We start from the raw sequence: 24,535 nt of genomic DNA on the forward strand, positions 1-24,535 counted from the left end.
TGAGCGGCGATGGGCGGACATTCTGACAAGCAGCACCCGTGGTGGGAGCGCGGGGTCGTCTACCAGATATATCCGCGCTCGTTCCAGGATTCGAGCGGCGACGGCGTCGGCGATCTCGCGGGGATCGAGAGCCGGCTGGACTACATCGCCTCGCTCGGCGTGGACGCGATCTGGCTCTCGCCGATCTTCCCCTCGCCGATGGCCGACTTCGGTTACGACGTGGCCGATTACCGGGGCATCGAGCCTTTGTTCGGCACTCTGGAGGACTTCGACCGGCTGCTGGCAGCGGCACACGAACGGGGACTCAAGCTGCTGCTCGACTTCGTGCCCAACCACTCTTCGGACCGGCACCCGTGGTTCGTCGAAAGCCGCTCCTCTCGCGATAACCCGAAGCGCGACTGGTACATCTGGCGCGACCCTGCGCCAGACGGCGGGCCGCCGAACAACTGGATCAGCGATTTCGGCGGCTCGGCATGGGAGTGGGACGAGGCGACGGGGCAGTATTACCTCCACGCCTTCCTGCCGCAGCAGCCGGACCTCAACTGGCGCAACCCGCAGCTCAAGGCGGCGATGCTCGACGTCTTGCGCTTCTGGCTCGATCGCGGCGTCGACGGCTTTCGGATCGACGTGCTGTGGCACATCGTCAAAGCGGAGGGGCTGCCGGACAATCCGCTCAACCCGGAGTGGCACCCGGGGATGAACGAACGCGACCGCGTGCTGCAGGCCAACTCGACCGACCAGCCCGAAGCCCACGCCATCGCCGCCGAGATGCGCGCGATCGCCGATAGCTACGGCGCCATGTCCGAACGAGAGCGTGTGCTGATCGGTGAAATATTCCTGCCTTTCGACAGGCTCGCGCGGTGGTACGGCACCCCGGAGAGGCCGGAAGTGCATCTGCCGTTCAATTTCTCTCTCATCGAGAACCCGTGGGACGCACGCACGATCGCCGGCCTGATAGCCGACTACGAAGCCTCGCTGCCCGAGTGGGGCTGGCCCAACTGGGTGCTCGGCAGCCACGACGCGGCGCGGATCGCGGCGCGCGTCGGCGAGGCGCAGGCGCGGGTGGCGATGATGATGCTGCTGACCCTGCGCGGCACCCCGACGCTCTACCAGGGCGACGAGCTGGGAATCGGGCAGGTCGAGATTCCCGCCGACAAGGTGCAGGACCCGCGCGAGAAGCGCCAGCCGGGCATCGGCCTCGGCCGCGATCCGAGCCGGACGCCGATGGCGTGGGACTCCTCGCCCAATGCCGGCTTCAGCCGCGCCGAGCCGTGGCTGCCGCTGCACGGCGACTGGCCAGGTCGCAACGTCGCCATGGAGGAACAGGACGCCGGCTCGATGCTGAACCTGACGCGCGCTCTGCTGCGGCTGCGGCGGCAGGAACCGGCGTTGGCGGTCGGCGACTACGCGCCGGTAGCCGGCGACGGCACCCTGCTCGCCTACGAGCGCCGCGCGGGGGATTCGCGGCTGCTGGTCGCGCTCAATCTCGGCGACGCGGCGGTTGCGCTGCCCGAGCTCGCGCACGGCGCCGAGCGGCTTCTCTCGACCCTTCCCGGCGAGGCGAACGAGCTGCGCGGCAACGAGGGCCTGATCGTGAGGCTCGCCTGATGCGGGTCGCGATGCTCAGCTCGATCTCGTGGCGCACGCCGCCGCGCGCCTACGGCCCATGGGAGCTGGTCACCAGCCTGCTGGCCGAGGCGCTGGTCGCGCGCGGCGTCGATGTCACCCTCTTCGCTACCCTCGATTCGCTCACCGCGGGCAAGCTCGATGGCGTCGCCCCGCGCGCGTATTCCGAGGATCCGAGCCTCGACGCCAAAGTGTGGGAGGCGCTCCACGTCGCCCACTTCTTCGAGCGGGCGGGGGAGTTCGACCTCCTGCACAACCAGGCCGACTTCATCCCGCTCGTGTTCTCGCGCCTGGTCGAAACGCCGATGGTCACCACCATTCACGGGTTTTCCAGCCCGCGCATCCTGCCGGCTTTCGAGCGCTACAACGACCGCCAGCACTACGTCGCGATCAGCGACGCCGACCGCGCGCCGTCACTCAGCTATGCGGCGACAATCCATCACGGTATCGAGGTTGAGACGTTTCCGTTCGACGCCGAGGGCAGCGACGACCTGCTGTTCTTCGGCCGCATCCATCCGGACAAGGGCGCGGGCGAAGCCATCCGCGCGGCGCAGGCCACCGGGCATCGGCTCATCATGTGCGGCCTCGTGCAGGACGAGGGCTATCATCAGCGCGAGGTCGCGCCGTTCATCGACGGCAAGGCGGTCGACTACCGCGGCGTTGTCGGCGGCGACGAACGCCTGCGCGCGCTCGGCCATGCCAGGGGCCTGCTCCACCTGATCCACTTCGACGAACCGTTCGGGCTGTCGGTGGTCGAGGCGATGGCCTGCGGGACCCCGGTCATCGCCTACCGCCGGGGCTCGATGCCCGAGCTGATCGACCACGGCGTCACCGGGTTCCTGGTCGACGACTTCGACGAAGCGGTGGCGGCGATCGGGCGGCTGGACGAGATCGACCGCCAGGCATGCCGCCGCGCCGTCGAGCGGCGCTTCACCGTCGAGCGCATGGCCGACGAGTACTTTGCCCTTTACAAGCGGGTCCTCGGCGTTTGACATTGCCCCTACCCGGCCGGTCCTCGGGCGGGAGCACCTAGGAGAATCCCCAAGCGCAAGTGCACGGGCGACCGTGCAACAGGCCCACGCGAACCGCCATGAAGCCCAAGCTCCTCACCACGCTCGAGACCTACGACCGGGGGCAGTTCGTCCACGACGCCATCGCCGGCGCGACGGTGGCGCTGGTCGCGCTGCCGCTCAGCATCGCCATCGCCATCGCTTCGGGCGCGCCGCCGGCGGCGGGGCTGATCACCGCGGTCGTCGGCGGCTTCCTGATCTCGGCGCTCGGCGGCAGCCGGGTGCAGATCGGCGGGCCGACGGGCGCTTTCATCGTCGTGGTCTATGCGATCATCGCCAAGCACGGCATGGCCGGCCTGCAACTGGCGACGCTGATGGCGGGCGCGATCCTCGTCGTCGGCGGGCTGGTGGGCGCCGGAAGGCTGATTCGGCTGATCCCGGAGGCGGTCATCGAGGGCTTCACCATCGGCATCGCGATCGTCATCGCCACGAGCCAGCTGAAGGACCTCGCCGGTCTGACGAGCGGGGCTCTGCCGGCCGATTTCGTGCCCAAGATGGAAGGCCTGTGGGCCGGGCGCGGCACTCTCGACTGGACCTCTTTGCTGCTCGGCCTCGCTACCATTATCGGAATCGCGCTCGTGCGCCGCTTCGCCCCGCAATTCCGCGCGCGAGCGGCCGTCGTGCTGATCGCCAGCGCCTTCGCCCTCGCCCTCCCCTCGGTGGCGACGGTAGCCAGCCGCTTCGGCACGCTTCCGCACGGCCTGCCGTGGCCGCACCTGCCGCCCGTGTCGTGGCCGCTCGTCATCGACATGGCGCCGGCGGCGGTGACCATCGCCCTGCTCGCCGCCATTGAATCGCTGCTTTCCGCGCTGGTCGCCGACCGGATGATCGGCAGCGCCCATCGGACCAGCGCCGAGCTGCTCGCTCAAGGCGCCGCCAATATCGCCTCGCCGTTGTTCGGCGGCCTGCCGGCGACCGGCGCGATCGCTCGTACCGCCACCAACGTCGACGCGGGCGGGCGCACGCCGGTGGCGGGTATCGTCCATGCCCTGCTGATCCTCGCGGCGATCGCGCTGCTCGCCCCGCTGGCGGGAGCATTGGCGCTGCCCGCGCTCGCCGGCCTGCTGGTGATCACCGCCTGGAACATGTCCGAACCGCACCGCTGGCGCGAACGCCTGGCGATGCCCCGCTGGGAACTGGCGCTGCTGTTCCTGACCGCCGCGATGACCGTTCTGGTCGACCTGACCGTGGCCATCGGCACCGGCACCGCGCTCGGGCTGGCCATGCAGGCGTGGGAGCGGCGAAAGGTCGCGGCGGCCTAGCGGCGCGTCCTACTCCTTGTCCGGGTCGGCGACCTTGAACGGATTGCTCTTGCTCGGCTCCGTCGGCAGCGGCGGGCGCGGCAGGACCTTGTCGTCGTTCGCCGCCTGCCACAGCATCGCCGCGAGGATCGTGGCCGCCTGGCGCACGTCGTCGGGCGGGGCGTGGTCGAGCGTGTCGATGCTCGAGTGGTGCACGCGCGTACCGTAGTCGAGCGGGTCCTGGATGAACTCGAAGCCCGGCAGGCCGATCGCCTGCATGTATTCGTGATCGGTGCCGGTGGTGCGGCCCATGACGACCGCGCCGGCGCCCATGCTGTCGAATGGGCTCAGCCATTTCTTCAGCAGCGGCTCGGCGGCCACGTTGTTCTCGGCGTAGATCCCACGGATCTTCCCGGCACCGTTGTCGAGGTTGAAGTAGGCCTTGAGCTGGTCGTACTCGGGGCCCTTGGCGATCGGGAATTGCGTCGCCCATTTGGCCAGCCGGTCGAGGCCGTAGAGCGACTTGTCGGTCGGCCGGGTGCCCAAGTGCTTCTCGACGTAGGCGATCGAGCCGAGGATGCCCTGCTCCTCGCCCGACCACAGCGCGAAACGGATCGTCCGCTTCGGCTTCACGCCCAGGCTCTGGATGATCCGCGCCGCCTCGATCACGATCACGCTCGGCACGCCGTCGTCGGTCGCCCCGTCGGCGGCGATCCAGCTGTCGAAGTGCCCGCCGGCCATGACGTAGCCGGCCTTCGGGTCGGTGCCGGGAATGTCGGCGATCAGGTAGTCGGCGGTGGTGTCGGCATCGTTGGTGTGGGCGGCGATCGCCAGCCGGATAACCGGCGGCCTGCCCGCGGTCTCGAGCCGCGCCAGCCGGCGATAGTCTTCGCTCGACAGCTCCATGTACGGCAGCGCCAGCCGGTTATTCGGGTCGATCTGGTAGCCCTCGCCGGTAACCAGGCCGTTCTCGCGATAGCTCTTGCGGACCATCGCCACCGCGCCTTCCTGCTGGACGAAGCGCGACAGTTCGAGCTCGAACGAGCGGGTCCTGGCGAAATCCTTGTACGGCTCGAGCTCGTCGTCCGGCAGCTCGTATTTGTCGAGGTCGGCGATGTCCTTGTTCTCGTAGCGGCGGAACTGCGGCTTGTCCGACTGGCTCGCCTCGCCCGGCAAGGTGACCATGACGATCTTGCCGGCGAGCTTGCCGCGCCACTTGTCGAAGTGCTCCTTCTTGCTCATCGGCGCGAGGATCACCGGCGCGCTGATCGTCCCGTTCGTCGGCGGCGACCAGGCCACGGGAATCGCGGTCATCAACTTCACCCGCGGCTCGACCATGCGGGCGTCCCAGGAATCGAGGTTCCAGTTGACGCCGAAAGGATAGGATTCGCGGTGCGCGCCAGTCAGGCCGTAGCTCCTGAACTTGGCCAACGCCCAGTCGGCCGCCCGGTCGAAGTTCTCCGAATTGGTCAGGCGCGGGCCGATCCCGTCCATCAGCTCGGAGGCGTTCTTCATCGCCTGACTGTGGCTCAGGCCCTCGTCGACGATCGCGGCAATCTGCGCGTCGGTGGCGTCAGCGCAGGCCGAATACAGCGGCAGCGCCGCCAGCACCAGCGCGCCCGCCGCCGTGGCGAGAACCCTGTGTTGCATTGTAACCCCCTTGGCTAATCTTCTTGCGTCGTGGTGACACGAATCCACGGCTGCGCCAAGGGGGCGGTGTGCCGGTCAGAAACCGGCGCTGAGCTGCAGGTACCAGTTGCGCGGCCGGGCGTAGATCTTCTCGGCGTAGCCCAACGTCCCCAGCGAGGCGTTGCCCTGGATCAGGTAGTGCTTGTCGAACAGGTTGATCACGCCGGCCTGGATCTTCCACCGGTCGTCGATCGCCAGCTCGATCGAGCCGTTGGCGACGAAATAGCCTTTCTGCTCGATCTCCGGGACGCTGCCGGTGATGAAGGTCACGTGCGAAGTGTAGCTGCCTTCGAAGCGCGGCGTCACCGTGTAGCGGCTGCCGACCGGAATTTCGTAACCGATGGCGAAGTTGCCCTGGAACGACGGCGTCAGCGGCAAGTCGTCGCCGGGGGCAACGGTGGCGGTGGCGCCGGGCACCGGGGTGATCGACTTGATCTGGTCGTCGAGAATGCTCATCCCCGCGTCGAGCGAGAGCCCGCCGAGTGGATGATAGCTCGCTTCCGCCTCGAACCCGCGAATACGGGCCTTGCCGGCGTTGAACAGCAGCGGCACCACGCCCTGCCGGAAGACCAGCTGGATATTGTCGTAATTGGCCTGGAACGCGGCGAGGTTCAGGCTGAAGTGGGAAAGGCCGATCTTGGCGCCCGCTTCGTAGCTGTCGACCGTCTCGTCGGAGAACGGCACCGGCACGAACCCGGGCGGAGGGGCGTTGTAGCGCGTGTTGAACCCGCCCGACTTGAAGCTGCGCGCATACGACACATAGGTGTTGAGCCACGAGGTGAACTCGTAGGCGACGCTCGCCGAACCGGTCAGCGCCGAGAAGGTGTGCCGGTTGGGCGTGGGATAGATGTACAGCGGTCCGCCGTCGGGGATGGCCTTGGTCGGCAGCGGATCGGGATCGGGCAAGGTCGCCGGGAACAGGTTGAGCACCGTCCCCTGGTAGGTCTTGCGGTCTTCGGTGTAACGCAAGCCGCCGGTCAGCTCGAGCCCATCGGCAACCTCGACCGAAAGCTCACCGAAGCCGGCAAGCGAGCGGGTTTCCAGGTTCGACAACTGCAAGTCGCGCGTACCCGGGCCACCGGCGAGAATCGAAGTGATTACCGGAGGCGAAGGCGGGAACGACAGCGGCACGGTTGCCCGTTCGAAGGTATCCTCGTCGAAGTAGTAGGCGCCGAGAATACCGCTCACCGGGCCGTGATCGTATTGCAGTTGCAGCTCTTCGCTGAACTGGTCCGAATGGCCGCCGACGTCGGTGGTGATGATCAGGAACGGCGTGTTGTCGGCGTCGCGGATGCCGCGCGACTTGGTCGATCGGTAGGCGGTGATGCTCTTGAGCTTGAGGCTGTCGGTCACCTCCAGCGTGGCGGTGCCGGAGGTACCCCAGACTCTCGAGCGGCTCATCACCGCCGCGGTGCCGCCGTTGACGAACTTGCCCTTGGCCTGGAAGTCGTTGGCGCAGCGCGGATTGTCGATCTGCGGCACGAACGGCGCGCCGAAGCGCGGATCGCCCGGCGCGACCGGGGCGAACGGGATGTGTGCGCCGGGGCAGCCGGCGGCGACGCTGACGATCGCCGGCACCGGCGCGTTCTCGTTGATCCCGGCGAACACGAACGGCGCGCCGTGCTCCTTGCGGTCGGTATAATCGGCGCGCAGCGAAATGGTCAGGCCCGGCGTCGCTTCCCAGCGCAGCGCGCCGTTGAGCGTCTTGCTGTTGTCGTTGCCGAGATCGAGCCCGTCGAACGCCCGCCGGACATAACCGTCGCGCTTGCGGAAGCCGCCCGAGATCCGCATCGCCGCGGTTTCGCCGAGCGGCACGTTGAGCGCGGCGAAGCCTTCGTAGAGATTGTCGTCGCCCACGCGGGCCCGGACCTTGCCGGAAAGCACGCCAAGCTCCGGTTCGCGCGTGCGCACCAGGATCGCGCCGCCGATGGTATTGCGGCCGAACAGCGTTCCCTGCGGCCCGCGCAGGACCTCGACGCCGGCGATGTCGCCGAAGTCGATGGTTCCCCCCACCGCGCGGCCGACGTAGACCTCGTCGATGTAGATGCCGACGCCGGGGTCGACGGCCGCTGTCGGGTCGAGCTGGCCGACGCCGCGGATGAACACCACCGATGAAGCGCTGTTGCCCGAAAGCTGCCCCGCCGGCTTGAACTGCAGGCTCGGGGTGATCCGCTCGAGGTCCTGGGTCTGCACGATCTGCCGGTTCTCGAGCGTCTCGGCGCTGAAGGCGGAAATGGCGACCGGGGTCTTCTGCAGCGTCTCCTCGCGCCGCCGGGCGGTCACGACGATGGCGTTGCCCTGCGCGTCTTCCGCGGCCGGCTGGGCGGCCGCGTCTGGCGAGTTGGCCGCCGCCGTATCGTCGCTCACCTGCGCCGCGGCCGGGCTGGCGGCTGCCAGCAGCGCCGTCGCAAAGCTCGTCGCCGCAGCGCCGGCAAGAAAGCGGTGCCGGGAATCGGCGGTGCGCAAGGTCATTGGAATCCTCCCATCGGACGCCCTCTTCGGAGCCGTGGGGCTTTGTTACTGCCGGTAACTGCTACTTGCAATAACAACTTGCCGTTGCAAACGTCCGCGGCAAGCGGCATTCTAGGTGCGTGGACATTCCCGCGGACATCAGGACTCCCCTCGACGACTTGCGCCACCGGGTGCCCAAGCTGACCGAGGCCGCGATCGACTACGGCCTGCTGGCGCAGCGCACCGGGTTCTCGGTCAAGCTGGTGTGGATCCTCGGCTACGGCCTGCTGATGCGCGCCATCGGCGACGACGGGATCACCCCGCAGCGCTTCTCGATGCTCGAGCTGATCGGCTGCAACCCCGGGCTCCAGCAGATCCAGCTCGGCAACGCGCTCGGCCTGTCGCGCTCGGCCGCGACGCTGAGCATCGATTTCTGGGAAGACCGCGGCTGCGTCCAGCGGCGGGCCGACAAGGCCGACCGGCGCTCGTTCGGCATCTATCTCACCGAGCACGGAGAAGCCGAGCTCGCCCGGCTGCGGGCGCTGGTCCTCGAAGCCGACACCGCGCTGACCGGCGCGCTCACCGAGGCCGAAACCGCCGAGCTTCGCCGCCTGCTCGGCAAGATCCACCTCTGACGGCGCTCGCTCAGGCGGCCCCTAGCCGCCGCTCTTCGCGCATGGCATTGTCGCCGGCGAAGGGAGAGCCGCGCGATGGCCAGCAAGTACGAAGCCGAAGTCTACCACTGCATGGACCCGACGCTCGATCTGCTCGAGCGGACCGAGAACCCGCTCCACCGGGCGATCCTCAAGAACTACTGCCGCCACGTGCACCTCGAAGGCGCCTCGATGTTCGAGGAAATCACCGCGCCCGACATGATGGCCGACGATCCGGTCTATCACATCACCTGGGGCGCCACGCCGTTCCAGGTGAAAGGCCGCCAGGGGGTCTACGACTTCTATTCGAGCATCGGCGAGATCGTGCTGTGGAACTCGGGCGACCTCGTCGCGGTGGCCGACTGGGGCATCGCCGACGAGATGTGGTTCCATCAGATGAGCACCGGGGTCGAGCTGGCCAAGGTCGGTCACGCCGGGCTGAAGGACGACGGGCTCTACCTCGTCCATTCGCTGCAGGCGTTCATCTGGCCGTACGACGAGAACGCCTTGCTCAAGGGCGAGCACCTCTACGAGGACAAGTCGACGCTCAAGATCGAGGAGATCGACCCGGCCGAGTACATGACCGCCGCGCGGGTGCGCGAGATTCACAAGGAATGCCTTGCCGATCTCGAGCAGCGCTGGGGGCCGGAGTATTGGGTGTACAAGCGCTAAGATTTCGCTTTCCTACAGGGCCGCAAACGTGCCAGCCCTGACGGCCGAAGCCGCCGAATCGCGCGGCCTTTGAAAGAAAATCGGAGGGGGACACCGCGTGTATTTCATCATCAAGACCCGCGCCGCCGCAGTGCTGCTGACCGGCGCCGTGCTGGCACTCGCCGCTCCCGCGAATGCGAAGTGGGTAGCCAGCTGGACGGCCGCGCCGCATGCGCCGCTCGGCACCACAGGGCCGTTCGCGGCGGCCGATTACAACAACGTCACCATCGCCCAGATTCTCCGCATCACCGAAGGCGGCGACAAGGTCCGGGTTGTGTTCTCCAACCGTTACGGCCCGCATCCGCTGACCATCGGCGCCGCGCGGGTGGTGCAGATCGACGACGCCAACAACGAAGTGCCCGGCACCAGCCGCATGCTGACTTTCGGCGGCGAAGCGGGCGCGGTGATCCCGCGCGGCGCGCCGTTCAAGAGCGACGCGGTCGCGGTGAAACTGCCCGACCTCGCACGGCTCAAGGTGGAGATGTACCTGCCCGAAGCTACGGGTGCGTGCACCTGCCACCTCACCGGGCAGGACGACCTGCTCGTTTCGCCGCCCGGCAATTTCGTCGGCAAGGCTTTCACCCCGGCCGACAAGAAGCAGTTCCGCGCCTTCCTCTCGGGCGTCGAGGTGGATTCGCCCGACGCGCTCGGGACGATCGTCGCTTACGGGGACTCGATCACCGACGGGGTCGGCTCGACTCCGGGCAAGAACCGCCGCTGGCCCGATATCCTCGCCGACCGGCTGCAGGCTGCCGGCAAGGAATGGGCAGTCGCCAATGAGGCGATCAGCGGCAACCGCGTGCTCAGCCCGGGGATGGGCGAAAGCGCCCTGTCGCGCTTCGACGAGGACGTGCTCAGCCTGCCCAACGTGAAGTACATGCTCGTGTTCGAGGGGGTGAACGACATCGGCAACCGCTTCGGCCCGCAGCGCACGCCGCCCGGCGGCGGCGGCCCGGGCGGGTTGACGCTGGACCAGCCGCCGATCACGGTCGAGCAGATGATCGCCGGCTACAAGCAGCTGATCGCCCGCGCGCACGAAAGGGGCATCAAGGTGATCGGCAGCCCGATCGGGCCGTACAAGGGTGCGGGTTACTGGTCGGAGGAAGGCGAGGCCGCGCGGCAGAAGATCAACGACTGGATCGTCAACGGCGGCGCCTTCGACGGCGTGATCCGTCTCGATACTGCGTTCGCCGATCCCGCCGACCCGCGGCAGTACCGCGAAGGCTATCATATGGGCGACCACCTGCACGGCAGCGACGCCGGCCTGAAGGCAGCGGGGGATTCGATCGACCTGAAGTTGTTCAAATAGAAGAGGCGGCGGCGCGGACGCGGGTCCGCGCCGCCGGCTTGAGGGGTGGCGTGCTTACTTGAGCTCGTCGCCGCTCAGGGGAGTCATGTTGTCGGCGGCCGCCTTGCTCTTGGCGAGCACGTCGTCGGGGGCGGCGACGAGGCCGACCTTGGCCAGCGGGCCGTCCTTGGCCCACATCTTGGTCCACTCGGCGACGAATTCCTTGAGGCCGGGGATGGCGTCGACGTGGGCCTTCTTGACGTAGATGAACAGCGGCCGCGCGCCCGGGTATTTGAACGAGGAGATGTTCTCGTAGGTCGGCACGACCTTGTTGATCGTCAGCCCCTGCAGCCGGTCCTGGTTGGCTTCGAGGTACGAGTAACCGAAGATGCCGATGGCCTTGGGATTGGCCTCGATCTTCTGGACGATGAGGTTGTCCTCCTCGCCCGAATCGACATAGGCGCCGTCGGAGCGGATCTCGGTGCAGGTCTGGTCGTGCCGGTCCTTGTTGCTGTCCTTGAGCGCCTTCATGCCAGCGTCGCTGTCGCAGCCCTTCTCCATGATCAGCTCTTTCAGCGCGTCGCGCGTGCCCGAGGTCGACGGCGGGCCGTAGACCAGGATCGGCGTGGCCGGCAGCGAGGGGTCGACGTCATGCCAGGTCTTGGCGGTCTGGTCCTTGCCGAACGGATGCGCGGCGAGCGCCTTGTAGATCGTCTCCGGCGAGAGGTTCATCGTCAGCCCGCCCTTGGCGGTGGCGAAGGCGATACCGTCGAGCCCGACCTGGATCTCGACGACGTCCTTGACGCCGTTCGCCTGGCAGGTGTCGAATTCGCTCTTCTTCATCCGCCGGCTGGCGTCGGAGATGTCCGGGCTGTCGGCCCCGGCGCCGGCGCAGAACAGCTTGAACCCGCCGCCGGTGCCGGTCGACTCGATCAGCGGCGACTTGAACTGCGGGTTGTCGCGCGCGAACGCCTCGGACACCGCCTTGGCGAACGGATAGACGGTCGACGAGCCGACCGCGCGGATCGAATCGCGGGTGCCGCCCGTGCCGCCGCCGGAATTGCTGCCGCACGCAGCGAGAGCGAGAACCGACAAAGAAGCGAAGGCGAATGACTGAGAGAGTTTCATCGGGTGATCCCTTGTGAGGTGAATTGGGGTTTGGTCACTTGTGGCGGATCAGAAGCGGAACTGGCCGTAGAGGCCGATTTCATCGCGTGTCGCCTGGCCGGTTCCGAGATTGCCGATCTTCAGCCCGCCGTCGGCGTCGTCGCGCTTGTAGACGAGCGCCAGGTCGACGATTTCGACCGGGCTGTACTGCAGGCCGAGAATCCACAGGTCGTCCTGCTTGAGCGGCGCGGTCTTCTCGTTGGGTTTGATCCAGTCGTAACGCCCGAAGGCGCTCCACTTGGCCAGCGGCGCCACCGAAGCGAACAGCGAATAACCCTTGGCCCGATCCTCCGGCGCGGCCGCGAGGACCTTCCAATTCGACGCAGTGAAGTATTCGCCACCGATCGTGACGGGGACGCCGGCGACCTTGTCCTTGTAGGCCAGCATCGCGTTGAAGCGACTGGCGGTGCGGTAGGCAGGTGCCCCCTGCACGTCGTTGCCGAGCTTGCCGGTGTAGCCGCCCACCGCGGCGTTGAAGCCGTGATACTTGAGCGAAACGCGACCTTCGACGTCCACAGCCTGGGTGAACTTCGGATCGCGATAACCGCCGCCGTCGACCGCCGAGACCTGGTAGCTGATCAGTCCGCCGGCAATGTCCCCGAGCGCGTGAACGCCCCAGTCGGCCGACGTGCCGAATCCGTCGAGGTCGGTGATCAGCTTCTCGATATGGCGGTAACCGTAGATGCCTTCGACATAGGGGATCCAAGGCATGTCGGCAGACCCCAGGCGAAATCTCAGTGCTGGGTTGAGCTTGGCTTCGAGGTAGGCCTTCTTGAGATAGAAGCCCATGCCGACGTTCTTGCCGGCGTTGTCGACCCGCGAAACGTCCATCGTGACATTACCTGAGAAGACGTCGCTGAACTTGTGATCGACGCCGAGATACATGCGGGTGACCTGGAAACCGCCGTCGTTCTCGACAGTGTTTCCCGCGGCATCGTCGGCCCTGACCGAGCTGAGATTGAAGTACATCCGACCCGAAACCTTGGTGTCGGCCGCCCATTTTGCCGCGCTGGCAAAGGCGCCGGCCTTGTCGCCGGTGGCCTTGGCGGTATCGGTGGCGGCCTTCGCGGCATCGCTGGCGGCCAGCGCCGCCTGCGTGGCGGTGCCGGCGGCGGCTTGGGCGGAGGCAGCCTTGGCCTGCGCCTGGTCCAGTTCGGCCTGCAAGGTAGCGATCTGGCCCGCCATCTGCGCCATCTGCTGGCGCATGGCGTCGAGCTGCTGTTGAATCGCCGAACCGTTGGAGTCCTGCGCTTGCGCCGGGACTGCCCAGCCGCAGGCGGCCGCCATCGCCAGGACCGAAATACGCGAAGTCATTCTCATACTGTTTCCCCGAGACCCTGTGTCCGTTGCCTTGCCGCGTTATGGCCGCATTGTTACGGCTGCATGACAGCACAAACGGCAGCTCGGGAAACTTGTGGATAGTCCCAGTGGCTGGCGACGCCCGGCGAGGGAGGTCGCTCGGCCATTGCCTGAAACCGGTTGCACTTGTAACGGCCCTCGCAACCAGGAGGCTCACCCATGCGCATCGGCTGTCCCAAGGAAATCAAGAACCGCGAGTACCGTGTCGGCCTGACGCCGGAGAGCGCCAAGGAGCTGGTCAAGCACGGGCATGAGGTGTGGGTCGAGACCGAGGCCGGGCTCGGCATCGGCGCCAGCGACTCCGAATATCGCGCGGCCGGCGCGCAGATCCATCCCGACCCTGAGATCCTCTTCGCCGAGTGCGAGATGATCGTGAAGGTCAAGGAACCGCAACCGAACGAGCGAGCGATGCTGCGCGAAGGGCAGATCCTCTACACTTACCTCCACCTTGCTCCCGATCCCGAGCAGACCGCCGACCTCGTCAAGTCGGGTGTCACCGCGATCGCCTACGAGACGGTCACCGGTGAAGGCGGGACGTTGCCGTTGCTCAAGCCGATGAGCCAGGTCGCCGGGCGGATGAGCATCCAGGCCGGCGCCACCGCGCTGGAGAAGGCGCACGGCGGACGCGGCGTGCTGCTCGGCGGGGTGCCGGGAGTCATGCCCGGCAAGGTGATCGTGATCGGCGGCGGCGTGGTTGGCTTCAACGCCGCGCAGATGGCCGCCGGCCTCGGCGCCGACGTGACCATCATGGACCGCAGCCCGGAGGTTCTCGAGAAAGTCGGCACCCATTTCGAAGCACGCGCCAAGACGCGCTTCTCGAACCACGCGAATCTCGAGGAAGCGGTCTGCGAGGCGGACCTGATCATCGGGGCCGTGCTCATTCCCGGCGCCGCCGCGCCCAAGCTGGTCACCCGCGACATGCTCAAATGTATGAAGCCCGGCGCGGTATTGGTCGACGTGGCGATCGACCAGGGCGGATGCTTCGAAACCAGCCATCCGACGACGCACGACGAGCCCACTTTCGTGGTCGACGGAATCGTCCACTATTGTGTCGCCAACATGCCCGGCGCGGTCAGCCGCACCAGCACATACGCCCTCAACAACGTCACCCTGCCGCACGCGCTGCGAATCGCGGAGCTCGGTTGGAAGGAGGCGATGCGGACCGATCCGCACCTCGCGCAGGGGCTCAATGTCCATGCCGGGCGCGTGACCTATCCGGCGGTTGCCGCAGAGCTCGGCTACGATGTCTTGCCGCTGGATGAGGCGCTTGCGTAGCTTTCGTAAGACGGGATTCCTGCCTAACCTTGGATAGCCGTCGTTTAACGGCGGCTAAACGCTTGCCGATTAAGGGCATTGAGGATGCCCGCGAAATCCGTCTCGACCTGGCTGGCATGGCTGCTTGCCGCGATCGCCCTGCTGTGCGCGCCGGCGACGCAGGCGCGCCCGGCGGGGCCTTCCGGCGGTGAATACGGTGTGCAGTATGTCCGTTGCTTCGCTGACGGCACGCCGGGCGAGGCTCTCGATTCCGTTACCGCTTCGGCGCGTTGGACTTGTGGCGAGGCAACCCACCCGATCGCTCCTGCGCGCGTGTATGTTCGCTTCGACCTGCGCCCCGGCACGGAACAGCCGCGCTATTTCGAGACCCGCCGCGCCGCGGTGAGCGCGATCGACGTGCTGGTGGTCGATACCGTCGGCGGAATGCACCGCGAGCGTTTCGCCCCCAGCGAGTTGCAGGCGTCGCGAAGGGGGGGCTACATGAGGGTTCCCTTGCCGGTTGCGAGCAAGCCCGCGCGCGCGGTGATCGTCGCGTTCGACATGCCGACCCACCGCATGGCCCTCGAGCAGGCGCAACTCGTTCCTAGCCGCGCGCATGACCTCCTGGCGGGACGGCGCCTGCTGCTCATCCTCGCGGGTTTGTGCGGCATGTTGCTGATGCCGCTGATCTTCAATGCGGCGTTCTATCGGATCCTGCGCGAGCCGTTCGTGGTCTGGCACTCGGCGCTCGCGTTGTCGCTCCTGCTGACGATCCTCGTCAGCTCGGGCCTGTCGTTCTATGCGGGCCACCTGCCGGTCATGGCGATGAGCGCAATGAACACCTGGCTCTTCGGCCTGTCGGTCGCCGCCGCCGGGATGTTCGCCCGCAGTTTCATCGAAGAGAGCAAGCTCCACCCGTGGCTGCGCCGTGCGCTCCCCCTCGCCGCCGGCTGGGCAGTCCTGGCCAGCGGCTTGCATGCTACGTTTCCGTTTGTGCTGCGGCCGGTGCAGTCCGAGCTCTACTATTGGGCATACGTTCCAGTTCTGGTTGTTTTCCTGTGGGTGCTTGTCGATGCGCTCAGGCGCGGAAGCCGGGCGGCGCGCTACCAGGCGATCGGGTGGGCGCCGATGATCGGCGTTGGCCTGATTCGCCTCGTCAGCGGCCTGGTTCCAGCATTGGCGTCGGACGATGCGATGATGCTGTTCTATACCGGCTGCGTGATCGAGGTGCTCGCGACCACGCTCGGCGTGGCCGATCGGTTCATGGCGATCAAGGACGAGCGCGACCGCGCGCAGACCGAGGCGCAAGTGCTCGAGCGCTTGTCGGAACGCGATCCGCTCACCGGATTGCTCAACCGCCGCGCGCTGCAGGACCGCTTCGCCATGCTGCGAGCCGAAGGATACACCACTCTGGCGGTGATCGACCTCGATCACTTCAAGCGCGTCAACGACACCCACGGCCATGCCATCGGGGACCGGGTGCTCAAGGCGGTTGCGAAAGTGCTCGCCCAGGATGCCGACACGCTCGCCTTCCGCATGGGCGGAGAGGAATTCCTGCTCCTGCTGCGCGGACGCGACGCCGTCCAGCGCGCCGAGAACCGCCGGCGGGCGCTCAGCGCGCGCATTGCCGAGGAGGTAGATGGGCTCGAAGCGCTGGTCACCGCGAGCATGGGGCTGGTCGAGGTCCCGGCCAGCGCGATGCCGAATGCCGGGCTGCACGAGCTCTACCAACGCGCCGACCAGTTGCTCTACGAAGCCAAGCAGGCCGGCCGCAACCGCACGCTGAGCGAACGGCTCAAGACTTTCGTCCCGCGCCGCGCCGAACGGCGCAAGGCGGCGGCTTAAGCGCCTTCAGCCAGGAACTGGGCGGCCACTTCGCGCGGAACGCGCATGATACGCCCGGTCTGGCGATCGATCATCGCCCAGCTGGTGACCGCGCTGACCAGCACCTTGCCGTCAGGCCCGCGAAAGCTCGTTCGTCGCTCGAACCGTGCGCCGCTGGGGGCCTTGCCGATCTCGGTCGTCGCCTCGCAGCTTTCGCCTTCGCGGATATTGCCGCGGTAATCGATCTCGTGGCGCGTGACGAACCAGGCGTAGGCGTCCCGGTGCTCGGGCGGGGCGATGAGGTTCCAGTGCGCCGTGGCGACGTCCTCCATCCAGCGCACCCACACCGCGTTGTTGACGTGCCCGTAGATGTCGATGTGCTCGGGCAGCGCGGTGAAGGTCATGGTGTAGCTCGAAGAGCTCACGTCTAAACGCCCATTTGCCAGAGAATAAAGGCGAATTCCTCGGCCGTCTCCTTGAGGCTCTCGAACCGCCCCGACTTGCCGCCGTGGCCGGCGCCCATGTTGGTCTTGAGCAGCAGTTCGTTGTCGTCGGTCTTGAGCTCGCGCAGGCGAGCGACCCACTTGGCAGGTTCCCAATAAGTCACGCGGGGGTCGTTGAGCCCGGCGGTGACGAGCAGCGGCGGATAGGGCTGGCGCTTCACGTTGTCGTACGGCGAATAGGAGCGAATCAGTTCGAACGCGGCCTGGTCCTCGATCGGGTTGCCCCATTCGGGCCATTCGCCCGGGGTCAGCGGGAGCGAGGCGTCGAGCATCGTCGCCAGCACGTCGACGAACGGCACGTGCGCGACCACTGCGCCCCACAGCTCCGGGTCCGAGTTGATCACGGCGCCCATCAGCTCGCCGCCGGCCGAGCCGCCGGAGATGCTGATCCGGCCTTCTTCGGTCAGGCCACAGTCGATCAACCCTTTCGCGACGTCGACGAAATCGGTGAACGCGTTGGTGCGGCTTTCGAGCTTGCCGGCCTTGTACCACGCGCGGCCGAGGTCGTCCCCGCCGCGGATGTGGGCAATGGCATAGGCGAAACCGCGGTCGACCAAGCTGAGCCGTGTGGTCGAGAAACCCGGCGGAATGGCGATGCCGTAGGCACCGTAACCATAGAGGTGCAGCGGACCGGGACTCCGGCGATCCTTGCGGTACATCACGCTCACGGGGACCTTTGTCCCGTCGCGCGCCGCAACCTCAAGCCGCTCGGTCGCGTAGAGCGAACGGTCGTAGCCCGAAGGGATCTCCTGCACCTTGAGGAGCGTCAGCTCCCGGTTCGCGACCTCGAAATCGTAGGTGCTGGCCGGACTGACCATGCTCTCGTAACCGACCCTGAGGACGGTCTGCCCGAATTCGGGATTGTTGCCGAGATGCGCGGTGTAACTCGTCTCGGGAAATTCGATCGGCTCAATGCGAGCGGGATCGTCGTAGTAACGGATTTCGATGCGGTCGAGGCCGCGAATCCGGCCGTCGACGACGTAGAAGTCCCTGAACAGCTCGAAGCCGGTCAGGTAGAACTCATCCGAGCCCTCGATCAGGGTCGTCCACTCTTCCGGCTTGTCGAACGAGGCGGTGGCCAGGCGGAAGTTCTCGTGGCTGTCGTTGGTGTGGATGAAGAGAGTGCCACCTTCCCCCGCGGGCCGCAGGTCGACATCGTACTCCACCCCCTTCTGCCGGGCCTTGACCAGCCTGGGTGGCGTGAGCGGCGCCTCGACCGGAACCAGCCAGGCCTCGCTTGTTTCGTGATCGCCGGTGCCGATGATCAGCCAGTCCTCGGCCGCCGAGAGCGACGCGGATACGCGGAAACCGTCGTCGTCCTCGTGGAACAGCTCGACGTCCTGATCGATGGACTGCCCCAGCCAGTGCAGCCGGGCGTTGTCGGTGCGCCATTGCTCGTTGGCCAGTGAGTAGACGAGGCCCTTGTCGCCGGCGACCCACGACAGGCCGGACAGCGTACCGGGAATCTCGTCCGGCAAGTGCTCACCTGTCGCCAGGTCCTTGATCCGCGCGGTGAAGCGTTCCGAGCCGTTGTCGTCGACCGAGTAGGCGAGCAGCTTGCCGTCCCTGCTGGTCGAGATCGCCCCCAGGCGGAAGTATTCCTTGCCCTCGGCCAGCGCCGGCTCGTCGAGGATCAGCTCGTCGGGGCCGCCTGCGACAGGCTTGCGCCACCACTTCTTATACTCGGCTCCTTCCTCGAACTCGATCCAGTAGAGCCAATCGCCGTCCTTCTGCGGCACCGACTTGTCGGCTTCCTTGATCCGCGCGCGCATCTCCTTGAACAGCGCGTCGATCGTGGCCTGATGCGGCTTCATCCGCGCTTCGAACCAGGCGTTCTCGGCGGCAAGGTGGGCGAGGACCTCCTTGTCGTCGACTTTCGGGTACTCGGCATCGCGGAGCCAGGCGTAGTCGTCGCTGACGGTGATGCCGTGGAAAGTGACGCTGGAGGGCTTCTTCGCCGCAATCGGCGGGCTGAGTTGGGGGTTGTCGTTCATCGCGCCCATGTAGCCGCTTCGTCGAGCGATGGAAGGACCCGCACTGGAAGCGCGCGCTCGTTCGGCCTACATCGCGGGTACTTTCAGGCGTAACCGGAGTCGCCACCAATGCTGATGCAGACCCACGAAGCCCGTCTCGATGCCCTGCGCAAGGAGCTTGCCCGGCGCGGACTCGACGGATTCGTGATCCCGATCTCCGACGAGCACATGAGCGAATACGTCGGCGCCTACGCCCAGCGGCTCGCCTGGCTGACCGGTTTCGGTGGTTCGGCGGGGACGGCGGTGGTGCTCAAGGACAAGGCGGCGATCTTCGTCGACGGCCGCTACACCGTGCAGGTGCGCGAGCAGGTCGACGGCAAGCTGTTCGAGTATCAGTCGGTACCGCAGACGAGTCCGGCCGAGTGGCTCGCGGCCAATGTCGAGGCAGGCGCCAAGGTCGGTTACGATCCATGGCTGCATTCGAAGGGCTGGGCTGATGGCGCCGCCCGGGCGCTCAAGGCGAAGCAGGCCGAGTTGCTCGCGCTCGACAGCAATCCGATCGACGCGGTCTGGGCCGACCGGCCCGAGCCTTCGGCGGCGCCGGCGGTGGTCCAGTCGGACGAGTTCGCCGGCCGTTCGAGCGCCGACAAGCGCGCCGAAGTGGCCGATTGGCTCAAGCGCGAGCATTACGATGCGGCAGTGATCAGCGCGCTCGATTCGATCGCCTGGCTGCTCAACATCCGCGGAGCCGACGTCGACCGCACGCCGGTCGCGCTCAGCTACGTCATCGCCCACGACGACGGCACCGCCGAGCTGTTCATCGCGCCGGAGAAGGTAACGCCTGAGCTGGCCCAGCACCTCGGCAACGCGGTGACGATCCGCCCTCGCACCGAGTTCGGAAAGGCGCTTGGCGAGCTGTCTGGCAAAACCGTCGCGGTCGATCCCAATTTCGGCGTCGCGGCGATCTTCCACGCGCTCGACAAGGCCGGAGCGAAACCGGTCGCGGTGCGCGACCCGACGATCCTGCCGAAGGCCACCAAGAACTCGCGCGAGCAGCAGGGCCAGCGCGACGCGCAGGCGCGCGACGGCGCCGCGGAAGTGAAGTTCCTTCGCTGGCTCGAGAACGAGGCGCCCAAGGGCGGTGAGACCGAGCTCAGCGCCGCGGCACAGCTGCAAGGGTTTCGCGAGCAGACCGGCCTGCTCCGCGACCTGTCGTTCGACACCATCTCCGCCGCCGGGCCGCACGCGGCTATCCCGCACTACAAGGTCGACGAGGACAGCAACCTGCCGATCGCACCGGGCAGTATCTACCTTGTCGATTCGGGCGGGCAGTATGCCGACGGCACCACCGACATCACCCGCACGGTGTGGATCGGCCCGGGTGAGCCGTCGCAAGAGCAGAGGGACCGCTTCACCCGCGTGCTCAAGGGCCACATCGCGCTCGCCCTGCAGACTTTCCCGCAGGGGACCAGCGGCGCGCAGCTCGACACGCTGGCGCGGCAATTCCTGTGGCAGGCGGGGGTCGACTACGCCCACGGCACCGGCCACGGCGTCGGCAGCTTCCTCGCCGTTCACGAAGGCCCGCAGCGCATCGCCAAGCCGCGCGGCGGGCAGGCCGGCACCGACCAGGAGCTGATGGCCGGGATGATCCTCTCGAACGAGCCCGGCTATTACAAGCCCGGCGAATTCGGCATCCGCATCGAGAACCTGGTGCTGGTCGAGAAGCGCGAGATTCCCGGCATGGAAGGCGAATGGCTCGGCTTCGAGACGCTGACGCTGGTCCCGATAGACAAGACTCTGGTCGACCGCGACATGCTCAGCGAGGCCGAAATCGACTGGTGGAACGACTACCACGCCCGGGTGCTCGAGGTGCTCGCGCCACAGCTGGAAGGTGACGACCTCGGGTGGCTGGAGCGCGCTTGCGAGTCCTTGTAGCGGGATTTTTGTTCCGCTAATGTTCTCATTGGTCGCGAGTCGTTATCGGGAGTGCGGCAATGATCGGTTACGTCACATTGGGAACCAACGATCTGACGCGCGCCGCGCGGTTCTACGATGCCATCGCCGGCGAACTGGGCGTGCCGCGATTCATGGAAGGCGACAACCACATCGCCTGGGGCGTTGCCGGCGGCGGCGCGGGCGTGGCGGTGACCAAGCCGTTCGACGGTAACGCGGCAAGCGTCGGCAACGGCACGATGGTCGCGCTCGAAGCGAAGGGCCCTGAGCAAGTCGACCGCCTCCATGCCATCGCGCTTGCCAATGGCGGCAGCGACGAGGGCGCGCCTGGGAAGCGCGGCGGAGGGTTCTATGCCGCCTATTTCCGCGATCCCGATGGCAACAAGCTCAACGCCTTCTGCATGCCGGGGCCGGACGGTGAGTAAGGCTCCTGTCGTTGGCGGCGGGCGTTCGCTCGAGAAATTCCCGATCCACCTGGGGAAGGGCGCGACCGCCGTGCCGCAACCCGAGTTTCCCCGCGATGAGCGGGCGATGGATTGGTACATGGACTACGCCAAGCGGACCGCCGAGGACGGCGCCGAAGGGCGCGTCATCTCACTGTTCCGCTTCACCGAGGACTGGAGCGGCTGGGAAATGCACCCGGCCGGCGACGAAGTGGTCGTTTGCCTCACCGGCGAGATGCGTCTGACCCAGGAATTTCCCGACGGGCGGGTCGAAAAAGTCACCCTGAAGCCCGGAGAATACGCCATCAATCCGCCGGGCGTGTGGCACACGGCGGATATCCCGGTCGAAACCTCAGCACTGTTCGTGACCGCCGGCGCGGGAACGCAGAACCGGCCGCGCTGATTTCGCAGCGGTGAACGCGCGGCTCGCCGCGCGACAAAGTGCGACACTTTAGCCGGCTGCCGGCAAACCCCTGCGACATTCCCCAGCTAGAAGGCTGATGAGCGGCGGGGCGCCGCACACGGCCTCCTCCCCCCTTCAGCCGGGCGTCCCGTTGCTCTATCAATTCCCCCGATCGGAGTTCGTATGCGTAAATTGACCCTTTCCCTTGCCGCCGGCGCGGCCGCGCTCATTGCGGGCGCCGCCGCATATGCGCAGGCCCCGGAGGCGCCGCAGCCACAGCTGACCCGCGCCGCCGCCGAGCAACGCAGCGAAAAGGCGTTCGAACGGCTCGATGCCAATCGTGACGGTAAGCTCGACGCGAGCGACCGCGCCGACCGGCAAAAGGCCCGCTTCGACAAGATCGACACCAACCATGACGGCCAGCTGAGCTATGCCGAGTTCGCCGCCGTTCGCTCCCAGCGCGACGGCGCGCGGGCCGAGCGCGGCCCCCGCGGCGAACGCCGCATGGCGCAGCGCGGCTTTGGGCGCGGCTTCGGGCGCGGCGGCCCGGGCGGGATGATCCGAATGACCGATGCCGACAACGACGGCACAATCACCAGGGCCGAGTTCAAGGCGGCGGCGCTCACCCGCTTCGACCGGCTCGACGCCGACAAGGACGGCACCGTGACGCGTGAAGAAGCCAAGGCGGCGCGTGACAGCATGCGCCAGCGGTGGCAGGTTCGCCGAGAGGCCCAGCGGGCCAGCTGAGCGAACAAGGGGGCGCTGACATCATGACCGACGCGGCGCCGACCCGCCTGCTGCTCGTCGACGACGAAGCGAGCTTGCGCGAGCCCCTGGCCGAGTACCTCACTCGCCAGGGCTTCGTCGTGCGCCAGGCGGAAGACGCCGCCAAGGCGCGTGCGGCGCTGCTCGAGGATGTGCCCGACCTCGTCCTGCTGGACATCATGATGCCCGGCGAGGACGGCCTTTCGCTGTGCCGCCACCTTACGGAAACCAGGCACCTGCCGGTGATCCTGCTCACCGCCAAGGGCGAAGCGATGGACCGCATCGTCGGCCTCGAGATCGGCGCCGACGACTACGTTCCCAAGCCTTTCGAGCCGCGCGAGCTGGTCGCCCGCATCCGCTCGGTGCTGCGGCGCGCGAACAAGTCGGCGGTGCCGACCGAAGAGGATGCACTCTACGAATTCGACGGCTGGCGGCTCGACCCGCTCAAGCGCAAGCTCACCGATCCTCACGGCAACGTGGTGCCGATCTCTTCGGCCGAATTCCGCCTGCTCGTCGCTTTCGTCGGCCACCCGCGCCAGGTGCTCGACCGCGACCGGCTGCTCGACATGGTCCAGGGCCGCGAGGCGCACTTGTTCGACCGCGCGGTCGACAATCAGGTCAGCCGCTTGCGCCGCAAGATGGAGGAGGACAGCCGCGATCCCAAGCTGATCCAGACGGTGTGGGGCGGCGGCTATCGCTTCGCCGCCGATGTCCGCCGGATCGCCCCCGAGGCCGGCTGATGGCCAAGGTGATCAGGGGCATCCTGCCCAGGAGCCTGCTCGGGCAGATGCTGCTGGCGGTCGCGGTCGCACTGTTCGTGGCGCAGGGCATATCCGCGGTGCTGCTCTATCGCGCCTCCGAGCAACGCCGCGAGATGGGCTATGCCAACAACCTTGCCTTCCAACTCGTCGCGCAGCCGGAGATCGACATTCGGCAGAACGCCCGCCACGGCCGCGGTCTCGAGTCGCGGCGGCTGCGCGTCGAGCGCACCACCGACAACCCGTTGCGCCCAGGCGAAAGCCGCGACAAGCGCCGCGAGCAGCAGTTGCGCGCGGTGCTCACCGAACAGGGGGTCGTCCCCGCGCAGCTCGTCGTGACCCGCCGCAAGGTGACCGACGATGCCTATGTCATGGGCCGGCTGCGCGACCGGCCGGACCTGAGATCGCGGCCCGAGTGGACGCAGGGCGAATTCATCGTCGCCGGATTGCTGCGTCCGGGAGAGGTCGAATGGACGGTCGCCCGGGTGCCGCTGGTCGATAGCCAGCCGCGCCAGCTCGGCACGCTGATCATGCAGACCCTGCTGCTCTACGTGGTACTGGTCGGGCTCCTGGCGCTCTTGCTGAGGCGGATCACCGAACCGCTCGCCGCGCTCACGCGGCGGCTCGAACGGTTCGCCGAGACGCGCGAGATCGACGGCCAGATCGAGCCGAGCGGCCCGAAAGACACGCGCCGGCTGATCGAGGCGCACAACGCGATGGAAGCGCGCATCGCCGCGTTGCTCGACGAGAAGGATGTCATGCTCGGCGCGATCGGGCACGATCTCAAGACGCCGCTCGCGGCCTTGCGCGTACGCATCGAGACGGTGCCGGACGACGCCGAGCGGGAGAAGATGGCGCGAACCATCGAGGACATTGCGAACACGCTCGACGACATTCTTTCGCTCGCTCGCGTCGGCCGCTCAACCGATCCGCTCGAACCGACCGACCTCGCCGCGCTGGTCGCCTCGGTGGTCGAGGAATTCGAGGACATGGACGAGCCGGTCACGCTCGGCGCCAGCGAGCGGATCGCGCTGCCGCTGCGCGCCACCTGGCTGCGCCGGGCGCTGCGCAACCTGATCGGCAACGCGCTCCGCTATGGCGAGCGCGCGACCGTCTCGTTGCGGCGCGACGGCGGCGACGCGGTCATTCGCATCGAAGACGAAGGACCGGGCATCCCGAGAGGCGATCTCACCCGGATGATGGAACCGTTCACGCGCGGCGAAGGCTCGCGCAACCGGGCGACCGGCGGCGCGGGGCTCGGCCTGGCCATCGCGCGGGCCATCGCCGAGCAGCACGGCGGGCGCCTGGTCCTCGCCAATCGCCCGGCCGGCGGTCTCGAGGTGGAACTGCGTTTGCCGACGAAGCGTTGATTGGGTTCGACAAACGCCTTCGCTAATCGGCAAG

General features: G+C 67.3%; 20 protein-coding genes. 14 read left to right on the forward strand and 6 right to left on the reverse strand.

Going from position 1 to position 24,535, the window contains the following annotated elements; all coding sequences use genetic code 11:
* Positions 1-9 precede the first annotated feature (9 nt).
* The 3 genes from G7B69_RS08750 (at position 10) to G7B69_RS08760 (ending at position 3,958) form a co-directional block, all read left to right on the forward strand.
* On the forward strand, positions 10-1,608 hold the full coding sequence (locus G7B69_RS08750; RefSeq protein ID WP_166178285.1) for an alpha-amylase family glycosyl hydrolase: 1,599 nt from the start codon (positions 10-12) through the stop codon (positions 1,606-1,608).
* Positions 1,608-2,618: a glycosyltransferase family 4 protein gene (locus G7B69_RS08755; RefSeq protein ID WP_166178287.1), complete on the forward strand. Its 1,011-nt coding sequence runs from the start codon at positions 1,608-1,610 to the stop codon at positions 2,616-2,618. Before G7B69_RS08750 ends, G7B69_RS08755 begins: the two co-directional genes overlap by 1 nt.
* Before the next feature lie 98 nt (positions 2,619-2,716).
* Positions 2,717-3,958, forward strand: a complete 1,242-nt coding sequence (locus tag G7B69_RS08760; RefSeq protein WP_166178289.1) for a SulP family inorganic anion transporter — start codon at positions 2,717-2,719, stop codon at positions 3,956-3,958.
* 9 nt (positions 3,959-3,967) lie between these two features.
* Here the strand turns inward: G7B69_RS08760 and G7B69_RS08765 are convergent, their stop codons facing one another.
* Together G7B69_RS08765 and G7B69_RS08770 are read right to left on the reverse strand one after the other, a co-directional pair.
* The gene (locus G7B69_RS08765) at positions 3,968-5,587 is read right to left on the reverse strand and encodes a M28 family peptidase (protein WP_166178292.1); all 1,620 of its coding nucleotides are present in this window, start codon (positions 5,585-5,587) and stop codon (positions 3,968-3,970) included.
* A gap of 75 nt (positions 5,588-5,662) precedes the next feature.
* Positions 5,663-8,098 carry a TonB-dependent receptor gene (locus G7B69_RS08770; RefSeq protein ID WP_166178294.1) on the reverse strand — a complete coding sequence of 812 codons (2,436 nt, stop codon included), beginning with the start codon at positions 8,096-8,098 and terminating at the stop codon, positions 5,663-5,665.
* A 119-nt stretch (positions 8,099-8,217) separates the two neighbouring features.
* Between G7B69_RS08770 and G7B69_RS08775 the strand changes: the two genes are divergently transcribed.
* From G7B69_RS08775 to G7B69_RS08785, 3 genes are all read left to right on the forward strand, one after another.
* Positions 8,218-8,712: a MarR family winged helix-turn-helix transcriptional regulator gene (locus G7B69_RS08775; RefSeq protein ID WP_166178296.1), complete on the forward strand. Its 495-nt coding sequence runs from the start codon at positions 8,218-8,220 to the stop codon at positions 8,710-8,712.
* Positions 8,713-8,787: 75 nt separating this feature from the next.
* Complete coding sequence (locus tag G7B69_RS08780; protein ID WP_166178298.1) at positions 8,788-9,402, forward strand: hypothetical protein; 615 nt, start codon at positions 8,788-8,790, stop codon at positions 9,400-9,402.
* Positions 9,403-9,499: 97 nt separating this feature from the next.
* Positions 9,500-10,750: an SGNH/GDSL hydrolase family protein gene (locus G7B69_RS08785; protein ID WP_166178300.1), complete on the forward strand. Its 1,251-nt coding sequence runs from the start codon at positions 9,500-9,502 to the stop codon at positions 10,748-10,750.
* 54 nt (positions 10,751-10,804) lie between these two features.
* On the opposite strand, the gene G7B69_RS08790 is transcribed toward G7B69_RS08785, so the two are convergent.
* Both G7B69_RS08790 and G7B69_RS08795 read right to left on the reverse strand, forming a co-directional pair.
* The gene (locus tag G7B69_RS08790; protein ID WP_166178302.1) at positions 10,805-11,857 is read right to left on the reverse strand and encodes a substrate-binding domain-containing protein; all 1,053 of its coding nucleotides are present in this window, start codon (positions 11,855-11,857) and stop codon (positions 10,805-10,807) included.
* 48 nt (positions 11,858-11,905) lie between these two features.
* Positions 11,906-13,210 (reverse strand): hypothetical protein, encoded by a 1,305-nt coding sequence (locus G7B69_RS08795; RefSeq protein ID WP_166178304.1) that lies wholly within the window; start codon positions 13,208-13,210, stop codon positions 11,906-11,908.
* 204 nt (positions 13,211-13,414) lie between these two features.
* Here G7B69_RS08795 and ald point away from each other — a divergent pair, with 204 nt between their 5' ends.
* Together ald and G7B69_RS08805 are read left to right on the forward strand one after the other, a co-directional pair.
* Entirely contained in the window at positions 13,415-14,530 is a 1,116-nt protein-coding gene (ald, locus tag G7B69_RS08800; protein ID WP_166178306.1) for an alanine dehydrogenase, read from the forward strand.
* 84 nt (positions 14,531-14,614) lie between these two features.
* Positions 14,615-16,354 (forward strand): sensor domain-containing diguanylate cyclase, encoded by a 1,740-nt coding sequence (locus G7B69_RS08805; RefSeq protein ID WP_207785984.1) that lies wholly within the window; start codon positions 14,615-14,617, stop codon positions 16,352-16,354.
* On the opposite strand, the gene G7B69_RS08810 is transcribed toward G7B69_RS08805, so the two are convergent.
* Complete coding sequence (locus tag G7B69_RS08810; protein ID WP_166178561.1) at positions 16,351-16,737, reverse strand: acyl-CoA thioesterase; 387 nt, start codon at positions 16,735-16,737, stop codon at positions 16,351-16,353. The genes G7B69_RS08805 and G7B69_RS08810 overlap by 4 nt on opposite strands.
* A gap of 23 nt (positions 16,738-16,760) precedes the next feature.
* A complete protein-coding gene (locus tag G7B69_RS08815; RefSeq protein WP_423717902.1) occupies positions 16,761-18,839 on the reverse strand; it encodes a S9 family peptidase in 2,079 nt (692 codons plus the stop codon).
* A 99-nt stretch (positions 18,840-18,938) separates the two neighbouring features.
* On the opposite strand from G7B69_RS08815, the gene G7B69_RS08820 reads away from it, so the two are divergent.
* From G7B69_RS08820 to G7B69_RS08845, 6 genes are all read left to right on the forward strand, one after another.
* Entirely contained in the window at positions 18,939-20,744 is a 1,806-nt protein-coding gene (locus tag G7B69_RS08820) for an aminopeptidase P family protein (RefSeq protein ID WP_166178311.1), read from the forward strand.
* Positions 20,745-20,803: 59 nt separating this feature from the next.
* On the forward strand, positions 20,804-21,187 hold the full coding sequence (locus tag G7B69_RS08825) for a VOC family protein (RefSeq protein ID WP_166178313.1): 384 nt from the start codon (positions 20,804-20,806) through the stop codon (positions 21,185-21,187).
* Entirely contained in the window at positions 21,180-21,608 is a 429-nt protein-coding gene (locus tag G7B69_RS08830) for a cupin domain-containing protein (protein ID WP_243415090.1), read from the forward strand. Before G7B69_RS08825 ends, G7B69_RS08830 begins: the two co-directional genes overlap by 8 nt.
* A gap of 183 nt (positions 21,609-21,791) precedes the next feature.
* Positions 21,792-22,355 (forward strand): EF-hand domain-containing protein, encoded by a 564-nt coding sequence (locus G7B69_RS08835; RefSeq protein ID WP_166178317.1) that lies wholly within the window; start codon positions 21,792-21,794, stop codon positions 22,353-22,355.
* A 23-nt stretch (positions 22,356-22,378) separates the two neighbouring features.
* Positions 22,379-23,113, forward strand: coding sequence for a response regulator (locus G7B69_RS08840; RefSeq protein WP_166178319.1), 735 nt, complete (start codon positions 22,379-22,381; stop codon positions 23,111-23,113).
* The gene (locus G7B69_RS08845; RefSeq protein WP_243415091.1) at positions 23,113-24,501 is read left to right on the forward strand and encodes a sensor histidine kinase; all 1,389 of its coding nucleotides are present in this window, start codon (positions 23,113-23,115) and stop codon (positions 24,499-24,501) included. Before G7B69_RS08840 ends, G7B69_RS08845 begins: the two co-directional genes overlap by 1 nt.
* Positions 24,502-24,535 lie beyond the last annotated feature (34 nt).

It is taken from the genome of Croceibacterium segetis (assembly GCF_011320115.1).
Taxonomy (GTDB): Bacteria; Pseudomonadota; Alphaproteobacteria; order Sphingomonadales; family Sphingomonadaceae; genus Croceibacterium_B; species Croceibacterium_B segetis.